13 protein-coding genes are annotated in these 11,430 nt (G+C 43.4%); 4 read left to right on the forward strand and 9 right to left on the reverse strand.

The window, feature by feature from the left end:
• The 6 genes from ACKI5G_RS01050 to ACKI5G_RS01075 form a co-directional block, all read right to left on the reverse strand.
• Positions 1–665 (reverse strand): pyruvate formate lyase family protein (locus tag ACKI5G_RS01050; RefSeq protein ID WP_407396803.1); only part of this gene is annotated, 665 nt, incomplete at its 3' end.
• A gap of 240 nt (positions 666–905) precedes the next feature.
• Complete coding sequence (locus tag ACKI5G_RS01055; RefSeq protein WP_407396805.1) at positions 906–1,193, reverse strand: hypothetical protein; 288 nt, start codon at positions 1,191–1,193, stop codon at positions 906–908.
• A gap of 110 nt (positions 1,194–1,303) precedes the next feature.
• Positions 1,304–2,380: a hypothetical protein gene (locus tag ACKI5G_RS01060; RefSeq protein WP_407396807.1), complete on the reverse strand. Its 1,077-nt coding sequence runs from the start codon at positions 2,378–2,380 to the stop codon at positions 1,304–1,306.
• A gap of 85 nt (positions 2,381–2,465) precedes the next feature.
• Positions 2,466–3,524 (reverse strand): threonine aldolase family protein, encoded by a 1,059-nt coding sequence (locus ACKI5G_RS01065; RefSeq protein WP_407396808.1) that lies wholly within the window; start codon positions 3,522–3,524, stop codon positions 2,466–2,468.
• Positions 3,525–3,681: 157 nt separating this feature from the next.
• On the reverse strand, positions 3,682–5,226 hold the full coding sequence (locus ACKI5G_RS01070) for an FAD-dependent oxidoreductase (RefSeq protein ID WP_407396810.1): 1,545 nt from the start codon (positions 5,224–5,226) through the stop codon (positions 3,682–3,684).
• A gap of 73 nt (positions 5,227–5,299) precedes the next feature.
• Complete coding sequence (locus ACKI5G_RS01075; protein ID WP_407396812.1) at positions 5,300–5,728, reverse strand: hypothetical protein; 429 nt, start codon at positions 5,726–5,728, stop codon at positions 5,300–5,302.
• A 388-nt stretch (positions 5,729–6,116) separates the two neighbouring features.
• Between ACKI5G_RS01075 and ACKI5G_RS01080 the strand changes: the two genes are divergently transcribed.
• Entirely contained in the window at positions 6,117–7,022 is a 906-nt protein-coding gene (locus ACKI5G_RS01080) for a LysR family transcriptional regulator (protein ID WP_407396814.1), read from the forward strand.
• Positions 7,023–7,288: 266 nt separating this feature from the next.
• On the opposite strand, the gene ACKI5G_RS01085 is transcribed toward ACKI5G_RS01080, so the two are convergent.
• Positions 7,289–7,801: an O-acetyl-ADP-ribose deacetylase gene (locus ACKI5G_RS01085; RefSeq protein ID WP_407396816.1), complete on the reverse strand. Its 513-nt coding sequence runs from the start codon at positions 7,799–7,801 to the stop codon at positions 7,289–7,291.
• Between the two features lie 2 nt (positions 7,802–7,803).
• Positions 7,804–8,604, reverse strand: coding sequence for an EFR1 family ferrodoxin (locus tag ACKI5G_RS01090; protein WP_407396818.1), 801 nt, complete (start codon positions 8,602–8,604; stop codon positions 7,804–7,806).
• Between the two features lie 236 nt (positions 8,605–8,840).
• Between ACKI5G_RS01090 and ACKI5G_RS01095 the strand changes: the two genes are divergently transcribed.
• From ACKI5G_RS01095 to ACKI5G_RS01105, 3 genes are all read left to right on the forward strand, one after another.
• Positions 8,841–9,317: a pyridoxamine 5'-phosphate oxidase family protein gene (locus ACKI5G_RS01095; RefSeq protein ID WP_407396820.1), complete on the forward strand. Its 477-nt coding sequence runs from the start codon at positions 8,841–8,843 to the stop codon at positions 9,315–9,317.
• Between the two features lie 318 nt (positions 9,318–9,635).
• On the forward strand, positions 9,636–9,941 hold the full coding sequence (locus tag ACKI5G_RS01100; RefSeq protein WP_407396822.1) for a TIGR04076 family protein: 306 nt from the start codon (positions 9,636–9,638) through the stop codon (positions 9,939–9,941).
• The gene (locus tag ACKI5G_RS01105; RefSeq protein ID WP_407396824.1) at positions 9,934–10,632 is read left to right on the forward strand and encodes an alpha/beta hydrolase-fold protein; all 699 of its coding nucleotides are present in this window, start codon (positions 9,934–9,936) and stop codon (positions 10,630–10,632) included. Before ACKI5G_RS01100 ends, ACKI5G_RS01105 begins: the two co-directional genes overlap by 8 nt.
• Positions 10,633–10,807: 175 nt before the next feature.
• On the opposite strand, the gene ACKI5G_RS01110 is transcribed toward ACKI5G_RS01105, so the two are convergent.
• The coding region (locus ACKI5G_RS01110) for an autotransporter domain-containing protein (protein ID WP_407396826.1) at positions 10,808–11,430 on the reverse strand (623 nt) is incomplete at its 5' end.

Here is an 11,430-nt window from a genome sequence, read left to right on the forward strand (position 1 = left end):
CTGTCATGTGGATCCAGAGGATTCAGTGCTGACAATTTTTCCTGGGCTTCGGCTTTAATATATTCAAAGCCCTTATCTATTCCCTTGCCAAAATCATGTACCCATTGCAAGGCGGAACGCATGGATGAGGTTTCATTGGCAATAAAGCGGGAGGTGAAGGTATCAACCGGATCATAGGTGATTTTCAACACATCCTCCGGCAGGGAACGGGCCAAATCCTCATAGTAGGTTTTGCCATCCCAATAAGGAGCAATTTCCTCCTGAATGATTCTGATATCCTCATCGGAAATATCAAATGGTGATTCCACCCGATCAGAGGCCTGCTTGGCAAAGCTCTGTAAAAAGCAACCATCAAGCTCAGGGTAAATAAGTCCATATTTGCCCTGACCGCCGACACGGCCCACCAAAAGCTCATCGTCATTAATGATTACCTCTATATTTTCTGCCACATGGTACAAGGCTTTGGCCCAACGCAATACCAACGACTGTCCCTCGGTGGTTTTAAATGACTCGGTGAAATATCTTGCCCTTTGTACATCCACACTGGAACGGGCCCCCTGAAAGCTGTCAAATATTCTCTGTACCCTGCTTCCATTTGAAAAAATAACTTGTCCTTTATTTTCTTCAATCCTCTTCTCCTGAGGCGATAAAATCCTGTCTGCCATGTTCATTCCCTCCAGTATCTTAAAGTAAGTGTTATTTTTAACCCACCTACTAGGTATGTTTTATGAGTGAAATTATACATGATTGATTTTCATAATGCAACAATTTTTTCATATAATTCATATATTTTTGATATGTTTTTAGAAAATTCAACAAAAAAACCTGTCAATCCACCTAACCAGATGAATGACAGGCACATATTAAATGGTGAACATATACACCAGACAACGCTTCCAATTATCTTATCCGATGTTTACCCGTTTTAATTTGTAAAATACCCGGCATAATCCAATGAACATTACAAACACCCCTATGCTGGCCAAAAATTGCAGATAATCCGAATAATAAAGTACGGAATAATCCTTCAAAACCAACGCAATTATGTTGATTATGGTGCAACCCAAAAGCACACACAGACATTTTTTCTCAAATGAGGTTATTTCGTCTGCATCATTGCTATAGGAATATGCCATTACCGATATAAAAAACGTAATAAAGGACAACAGTGCCCCCAAGTGACCAATTAACATTTATAAGCCTCCAATCAACTAACCTTTGTTACCACCGATTGCACCCAGAAAAAAATCGGACTGCGACGGCCAGTCCGATTCACATAATAATTATGCTCACAACTCACATACTATTGACTAATATCCACACTGGAGCTACCAATGGCCAAACCTTCATCAAAGGACGAAGTGTACTGATTAATCATATCAATTATCCCGTCACCAGTAAAGCCCTTTGGCACCGTAGTTTTTCCAGCTTTTTTATCTTTACCGTCAAGATACCCCTCAGGCATCTCCTTATATTCCTTGCTATGAGTAAATTCATCCCAGGCATTTTGTATAGCCCGCAGCTTATAGAGAAGCTTTTCAATAATTTCCGAAGCAGCATCCTTGGCACCGGCCTTTGAGGAAGCAGCCTGTACCGTGGAGGCAACATCATCCGAACCATTGTCCGCTGATAATTGCTCGCCGCCTTTATCCCCATCGTCGGTTTTATTCAACTCGGACATAATGGTATTAATTTCCCGCATTACAGAGGATATAACCTCTTTAGCCACTTTTTCCGATGCCTGTTTATCAGTGGCCTCAGCCTGAGCTACATCTTCTGTCACCACGGCAGCTTCACCGCTTGCCTCACTATTCGTCATTCCACTGGTAGCAGCTGCTTCTACAGGAGCTGCATTTACATCAGTACCAGCCATTGCATCAGCACTATCTGCATTGATGTCTGCGGATATATCATCCCCCATACCACCAGAGAAGGAGGAGGCACCAGCTGCACCAACTCCACCACCCTTGGCTGCCGTCAACTCAGCCAAAGCTTCACTGGACGCCTTTAATTGGGCCCGCATCAACGCCTGCCGAGCCTCAGTCTTGGTATGACAGCTTGATAAATCCCGTTCCAACTCCTCCCGTGCCCGTTGAGCACCCTTGGCCTTACGATACAGATCCGGATCATTTTCCCGCAGGTAACTCAGCTCATCAGCCGAAAGCTTCCGTCCGCCCTTGAGCTTTGTCCTAATAGTGGCAGTTCTTATTGGATCACTATGCTTGGTATTTTGATTACTGCTAATCTTTTGCAAGGCACTTTGCAGCTTTTCCGTTTTATTGGGTATTAGACTCTGTCCTGTTTTTATGCGGTACTTGGCAGCTGTTTTCAAATTTCTTTGCTGCACATATGCACCAACACGCCCAATTCCCTCTAACATAAGAACACCTCCCTGTAGTTCTTTCAATGTTATATCGGAATAATATAATTTTTAATTAAAACACTTCACCCGAATCTGGTTGAATTTATCTGCTTGGACTGCACTCTGCCAGCACATCCATCAGCTTCTCTACATTTTTATCAGTTGTAGCCCAGCTGGTGGCCAATCTCACAACTATTTGCCCATCAGCTGTCTTCTCCCAAAAACTGAACTCCACCTGATGGCCTAACCTATTATATTCATCTTCACTTAGACTTATAAATATTTGGTTGGTAGGTGAATCAAAGGCCAGCCTGTACCCGTTAGAAATTATGCTTTCCCTTATTTTGTCAGCTGCTTCCAGCGCTGTTTTTCCTATGGATTCATACAGCCCATTTTCAAATAACACGTCAAACTGAATTCCCAGTATCCTGCCTTTAGCCAATAAAGCACCATGCTGCTTCATAATAGTGAAAAAATGTGGTATTAATTCCGGATCCGGGATAACCACTGCCTCCCCCAACATGGCTCCGCACTTAGTTCCACCTATATAGAAAACATCACAAAGCCGTGCCAAATCCTTTAGAGAAACATCATTGCTCTTGCCCCCTAATGCATAAGCCAATCTGGCTCCATCTACATAGAGGCAAATCTGTCGACTTCTGCAAACTCTACTAAGCTCAGTCAGCTCATGTAACGAATACAAGGTACCATACTCCGTCGGCTGAGAGATATACACCATCCCTGGCTTAACCATGTGATCATGATTCAAATCTTCATCAAATCCTTTACAGTACTCCTCGACAGTCTCTGCAGTTATCTTGCCAAGCTGGTGTGGAATGGTCAAAACCTTATGTCCCCCAAATTCAATGGCCCCTGCCTCATGAAGACTGATGTGACCACTGTCAGGTGCAATAACTCCCTCATAAGGCTTGAGGATAGCATCTATTATTGTAGCATTAGTTTGGGTACCCCCAAGCAGAAAATACACGGCTGCTTCCGGGCATCCAATGGCTGTGCGTATGCGCTCTCTGGCAGATTCACAGAATTCATCTGTACCATACCCAGGACTTTGAAAAAGGTTGGTTTCAGTCAGCCTTTCTATAATTCTTGGATGTGTCCCCTCCTGATAATCTGAAGCAAAAAACAATTTATTATGTCTCATATAGTCTGTCCCCTCCATATTATATTTTTCTAATGACAGTATAGATAATGGTTAAGAGACAATCAAGGATTTACTAACTATGATAAATAATAATTAAACCTAATAAAAACATTGGGGACCACTCACAGAATGGTCCCCTTTTTTTTGCCTCAATAGTCTATTTACTTACATAACTGCGTTTTTCTGCAGGAATATCTTCCCATTTGATTGCATTTACGGGAATATTCCGGGAAAGTCCCCAAGCTGCCGCAATACCGGCTGCCTCTCCCATGCTCATACAGGTGGGCTGTATACGGAAGGAAGCCTGAGCAGCGAAACTGCCGCTTGCACAGCGTCCTGCCACCAACAGGTTGGACAGCTCATTGGTCACCAGCGCGCGATAGGGGATTTCGTAATACTGCCCCTTTTTCAGCTTTTCAAATAAATCCAGCTTCACATCATGAATATCGATGGGGTATGCCGTCCGGCAGACTGCATCGGGAAAATGGCGTGCCTGCAGATAATCATCAGCTTCCATATAGTACTTCCCACGAATTCGCCAAGACTCACGCACACCTACCATGCTGGCTTCACGGCTGATACAGGCTTTTTCAAAGCCGGGAATATTTCTCTTGAAATAAGCTGCCAAACGACGCATCATCTTCCGTCCAAAAGATACTGCCTTGCTGCGTGAAACAGCATCTGTGGCCGAAAACATCAGCGGAGGCATTTCTGGGCAGTTCATGGACATGGTATGTGGCTTGCCTGGTACGGAAAAGGCCTGGATATACAGAACATCATCTTCCGTGAGCTCGCCTTTCTTAACGCCTTCCCGAAAGAAATTCTCGGTTTTCTTCCATTTGGCAAATTCCCAAAACGGATCACGGCCTTTTTTCACATCTTCCTTAAATTTTTTAGACCAGTTTTCTTCTAACCAAGTGTCTTTCATTTTATCATGGAAGAAATGATAAACTTTTGGTACATCTATGCCTCCCATTTCAAACCGCAGGCTCATAGGTTGGTTTCGTCCATTTGTTTCCGAACCTTTTTCCGTTGGTACTCCGGCAAATCGCGACAGCAGGGCATCGCCTGTGGCATCAATAAACGTCTTGGCTTGGATTTTCCCCAGCCCCTCTACGGTCTGCACCACACAGGCAGTGATGGTTCCGGCATCTACAACCGCTCCCACAAGAGCAGCATCATATAAAATCGTCGCTCCCGTTTCCTCACACCATTCATCATAGACTTCTGTCAATAGTTCCGGCGCATAAGCTCCCATCCCCTCACCATAATGTGTATCCGTTTCTGGGAGATTGGGCACGGGCGCAAAGCCAGCCTTAGTCTCTATGCGTTTGTTCAGTTCTTTTATATAGGGGGTATCGCTGTCAAATGCATAAGTAGGCATACAAGGGAAAACGCACCCTTGGGTGGCCAGGCCACCAAGAGAAATCCCCCGCTCGACCAGTACAACCTTTACGCCTGCGCGTGCGGCACTGATGGCCGCCGCCGTCCCTGCCGCACCGCCGCCAACCACACAGACATCAGCGGTCAGCAGCGTGGGCAGACCTTCGCCATTCACTCCTGCTGTGACTGCCGGTGATGCCGTAGCTGCCGTTGCTTCGCCGCTCTGCATAGCCGTTGCCGCCACAACCCCCACGGTTCCCATCCCCACCAGTTTCATAAATGCCCGCCGAGAAATCGGAATTGAAAATGATTTTTCCATGTTGTACCCCCTTACCTGTCAACTATTTCTCTGATTATTCCAGTGCCCTTGGTATCCTGCTCGGCACTCTTTTTTATCCCTGCCACACGCACTTCATAAATTTGCGGTAATTATTGTTAAGGTAATCAATGATAAAGGAGAACATTGTGTAAATTGTATCCCCCTTCAATTCTTCATCAACAATCAGGCACACATCCAACATCAAATCCCCATCGCCATTTAAATATACTTTGAAAGGCTTGTATGTGGCAGACTCATCGTTAATCAGCTTCAAAAGCTCCAGCTGGTTGTCGTCTGACAATGCCTTAGGTGAAATCTGTACCCGCACCATGGCGAAAATAGACTCGTCAAGAATCACAATAGTTGGCAGCTGATGCCCCTCTGTTGTAATGGATGAGCGAAATACAACGGTCTGCTGCTGATCATCCAGCTCCTCTACCTCAAATACCTTAATATCCTTCTCCTCCAAATAACCCTTAAATGCTTCTGCCTTCTTGTTCATTTTCAACTTATCCTCCTAGCATTTTTATTTTATTCTACCACAAATTCACTATTTGTTGCACTATTCCGACAAATGTATACACCACCAAGGTCAAAGTAGATTTTCTTTATTTCCATAATCACAACCCCATCTGTACACTATTTGAATTTTGAAAAATCTTCTGCAATAAATTGATCATATTGGGGATTAGTGAATTCTTCCTTTTCACCAGTAGCTGGATTAATGTGGTAACAGTTAAGCTTTATAACGCCATTGAGCTCTTCCATCTCCAAAGTCATAGGTAATTTTGTTATTACCAATACTTATAAAAATATTAATCTATGCTTTTTAGTAATAACTTTATACGATATAATAAATGCAAACAACACTTGTACTGGGGGGATTCATTATGGAACTGAGGGTTTTGAATTACTTTCTTACGGTAGCCCGTGAGGGCAACTTTTCACGGGCAGCAGAAAAGCTGCACTTGTCACAGCCTACCCTGTCCAGACAGATAAAGGATATAGAAGAGGAATATGGCAAAGTGCTGCTTATCAGAGAACCGCGCCGCATTATTCTTACCGATGAAGGAGAACTCCTACGCCGCCGGGCAGAGGAGATTCTCTCTTTGGTGGAGAAAACAGAGGGAGAGCTTTTGAGCAGCGAAAAATCTATATCTGGAGATATACGCATCGGAGCTGGGGAATCGGTTAACTTCAGCCTTGTCATGCAGGTGGCTAAAGAAATTAGACAGTCTTATCCAAATATCCGTTTCCACATCATCAGCGGTGATGGTGAAACCACCCTAAAACGCCTTGAACGTGGCCTCATTGACTTTGGTTATGTTTACGGTGACCTTGATCCGTCCAAATACAGCCAGCTTTCCCTACCTGCCCAAGACCGTTGGGGGGTGCTAATAAACAAACAGAACAAGCTGACCAAAAAGAAAAGCATTTCTCCTGCGGACCTCTGGAACCAGCCCTTGCTCCTATCCAGACAGACCTTGTCTCCCAGCACTCACGGTGATGAGTTGCTGAACTGGCTTGGTAAGCCGCTGGAGGAGCTTAACATTACGGGGTCCTACTCCCTGCTTTACAATGCCTCTATTATGGTGCGTGAAAACCTTGGCTGTGCTATTGCCTTTGCAAACATTATTAATACAACAGGGAGCGACATCTGCTATCGCCCCCTGAAGCCGAAGATTATTGCCTCGCCACTTATTGCCTGGAAAAAGAATCAAGTATTCTCCAAAGCCTCACAGGTGTTTTTAGAGGCCTTGCAAGAAAAATTTCATACTAAAAGCGCCAGCCACTAGACTGACGCTAAACAGCTATCCTTATGGTGTGCCTTTAGATCATTGGTACTGTGAAGAAGATAACAGACTGTATTTTCACTGTGCGAAGGTCGGCCACAAAATGGATGCCATCAAGGCATGTGATAAGGCCAGCTACTATACCTATGATGAAGACTACTTGTATTTACAATAAAAAGTCCAATCTAAAATATGTTCAACTTTATGATTAGGTTAAAAATAAAAAAGGACCGTGAAACCAGTAAAACAATGGTTCCACGATCTGTATCTTATGTCCCTAATGCACTCTCATACGCTTTTTGGGTCCGCTCATCAAACAGCACCCATAAGATTTCATCAAATTCCCCCGGATGCCTCTTCACAACATCTCTAACTGTCCGCACCGCAACCTCTGCTGCCTTCTCTATAGGGTAAGAATACACTCCAGTTGAAATTGAAGGAAATGCTATACTTCGGATGCCTTTATCCATAGCAAGCATCAGAGACTCCTGATAGCAGCTTTCCAGCAATTCCTCTTCGCCACGACTCCCACCATGCCATACCGGCCCCACAGTATGTATGACATAGTCACAAGGTAACTTGTATGCCTTGGTTATTTTAGCCTGACCTGTTTTACAGCCATTAAGTGTCATGCACTCCTTCAAAAGCTCCGGGCCTGCAGCCCTATGTATGGCACCATCAACACCGCCCCCGCCAAGTAAACTCTCATTGGCTGCATTGACAATAGCCGTAGCATAATGTTTTGCTGTGATGTCTCCAAGCACTGTCCTTATAGTTGTCATATTTACCCCCTAAAGTCATGCAACAATTCTTTAGGCAAAATATCCTTATGCCTATATCTCCTGCGTCCTTTGGTCACTCCACCATAATCTATTGCCTCAACCGGGCAAATGTGCAGACATCCAAGACACTCCACACAGTTATGCTGCCACACCGGATGTCCATCCGAACGCACTATATTACCTTTAGGGCAAATACGCTGACACATACCGCATGAGTTACACTTTTCTGTGTCACAGGAAAAGTTTTCATCTATCGTTTTTTGCCGTCCCCGCCACTCTTCATGATATCGCCGGCACATATCTCTTAGTACCTGCCATGTGTCGTGATGGTCATTTTGAGCTATAGCCTTGGCTATGCCTTTAAGTTTTCTCTCAGCAAACCAAGCCCTAATGCTGATACGCCACTGAGCTGCTGTATCTCTATATGGCAGATAGTTTGATACCAGGCGAAGGAACCAAGCACCATGCAGTTGCCGCCTTTTCTTTGACAAAAATGCGTTCATATCCAAAAATGGCCTACCCCAATAAGGCACACCACATGTAGCGATTGCAAAGAGATATGGCGACTCCTTAAATGAAACTTTCTCCAAGAACTCTTCCACCTGCAAAGGCAAGGATAAGTAATGCATAGGAAACACAAAGCCTACTTTGTCAGCCTTTACTTCAAATCTGCCGTTGTTCAATTCTTCCGGTATGGAACGAAGCTCCACATCCGGCAATCTCTCCTGAAGGAACCTCGCCACATAAAGAGAATTTCCTGTAGACGAGTAGTAATAGATAATTGTTTTTCCAATATCAGTCATTTCACTCTCCATAAATGCCTTTCCATTTGTCTTTGCTCCATATTATAGCATAAAACCCAGATTTTATATTGTTTTGGTATCATTTTCTACGGGTAATTGACACATATTTATGATTTCTGCTATATTATATACCATAATATATTGTGCCGCCGGGTACGTCCTATGTTTGTTTCATTAGGCCATTGAAGAAACTGCAAGGCGTACCCTTTTCTTTTTTTACATAATGGAGGTAGATTATGTTTAGAGAAATGAGAAGAATTAAACAGGAAATTACCAAATCCGAGTGTATTGAAGTATTAACCAATTCCAAAAGAGGTGTGCTTTCTCTCATTGGTGATAATGGCTATCCTTATGGTGTGCCTTTAGATCACTGGTACTGTGAAGAACATAACAGACTGTATTTTCACTGTGCGAAGGTCGGCCACAAAATGGATGCCATCAAGGCTTGTGATAAGGCCAGCTACTGTACCTATGATGAAGGATACCGAAAAGAAGGCGAATGGGCATTAAATATTAAAAGTGTCATCATTTTTGGAAGGATTAAATTGGTTGATGATGAAGCTACCTCCCGGAAAATATGTACTAACCTTGTACAGAAATTTACAGATGACAAAGAGTATCTTGAAAAAGAGCTAAAAAACGCTTTCTCCCGGGTACAGTGTATTGAACTGATACCGGAACACATGACGGGGAAGCTGGTAAATGAAAGCTAATACTAAATATGGAATACCGCATATCATAAAACAAGGCAGGAGATTAGGTTTGTTGTACTTAATCATCTGCCTTGTGGTTTATTATTCAATTTCTATGCTGCAAACAACTCTGATTCGCAGAAATAATCATAATTATGGATATAATTTCCCATAATTTAACGGGGGTAAATTCCTGGTTTTTAATAAAAAAGCTTTTACTGATAATAAAATAGGTCGAACTATGTACAATTTTTGATTTTTTATTATTGGGATGTTAGGTAATAATGTGGTATAAAAAATATTAGAATGTATAATTTATTCATATGAGGGGGAATTGCTTTGAAAAGGATTAGGATAACTGTTAAAAGAAAGGCTTGTTATGCTGACCTGATTGCTGAATATGAAAATCCAATAGATCATGCCTGTGATATGGTAGAGGGACAGTTTTTTATTGCTGAAGGTTGGCAAAAACCAGAAGGATTATGTGAAAGTGCCTGGGAAACCATGTCACCCTTCGTTATGGCTCTGGCCCATGGGGCAGAGAATTTTTATGATGGATGGATGAAAAATCCTCGTTCAGCCATGCTGTCCTGCAATGACGGATTTCGTCCCGTTAGTTTTTTGCTGGAAGTTATGGATGAATAGAGAAGTGAAATCTATGGAAAAATGTATTGTTGCCGGCAAACGGGTTTGTGTATATCCAGCCCAAAGGAAGGATGCTCCCTTGGTACTTCTGCATGAGATAAAGGATGAAGGGGAGCAGGTATATAAATTGGCCATTGAACTGTCAGAAAAGGAATTTTCCCTTGCCAGTATTGGCAATTTAGATTGGGATGGTGATATGTCGCCATGGGCGCTTCCGCCGTTATTTAAAGGCAATAGTCCTTGTACTGGTAAGGCAGATGAATATTTGCCACAGCTGACTGATTGTATTGTGCCTAAAATTTTGCAGCTGCTTTCTGCCAAGCCCCAGTATATTGCTTTGGCAGGTTATTCCCTGGCTGGACTCTTTGCGGTATATTCCTTATATAAAACCACCATGTTTTCTCGTATAGCCAGTGCTTCTGGCTCGTTTTGGTATCCGGATTTTTTGCCTTATGCAGAGAATAATGATTTGAAAATAAAGCCACAATGTATGTATTTTTCCTTGGGGGATAGAGAAGCTCGTGGCCGTAACAAATTATTAAGGACCGTAGAGGCCAATACCAGAGCACTTCATGACTGGTATGAAGAGCAGGGAATAAATATTACGCTGGAAATGAATGAGGGAACTCATTTTCAAAATACTGAATTGCGGATGGCAAAGGGCATAGCCTGGATGATAAACCCTTATTGACGGCGAATTTCTGTCCTTCACCCTCATCAAGCCAGGCAATGTCACCAAGGTTCATTTCTTTGCTATAAATTTTCCATCGCCAGAATAGCTTTCAGCATACATCTTGCTTGGATTGACAAAACTGCCCAAAGAAAACGGTTTACTGCTATAGACCATCACTTTACCAGTTTTTAAATTAAATATGGAATACTGCAGAAAGTCCTCCAGTAAAGCCCTGTTTCTTCCCGGCAAATCCGCTGAGGTTCAGATCAAGAGTAACATTACTCTTTTCCCCAGGCCTGAAAGTGGCGCCGATTTCGCCCCTTACACTGGTTCCGCTGATATCTGCCCCGCGGATGGCCACACCATCAGCAAAGCCTGATGCCCTGCCACAGAATTCATGCTCTACAGCCAGTCCGCCGTAGTAATTAATATTATCGTTCTGCTTCACAGTGTATCTGGTTCCTAAACGAAGTACGCTGGATTCCACTGCTCCCAAATCATAGTGGCCACCGGCATGAAAGGACACACTGCCCCTATGGTTGTAGAAATACTTGGCATAAAGGTCCAATACAGCCGTTTTGTTCAGCTTGATTTCTCGGCCTACACCAATATGGGCACCCCAATAGGTGGCATCAGTGGTATAGCTGTATGGATTGCCATTTGCATCACGAAGCACATTGTTGGCATCATCATGGATAGAACCGGCCCGTAGACCCCCCTCTACATAAAAGCCGTTATTCTTCTGCCATTTGCCAAGGATACCGCCACCAGTATAGCGGGTGGAGCCATCGCCCCGTTCATCACCATTAAAGGTGC

Origin of the sequence: Anaerovibrio sp. (genome assembly GCF_045637405.1) — a bacterium.
In the GTDB taxonomy this organism is placed as follows: domain Bacteria; phylum Bacillota; class Negativicutes; order Selenomonadales; family Selenomonadaceae; genus Anaerovibrio.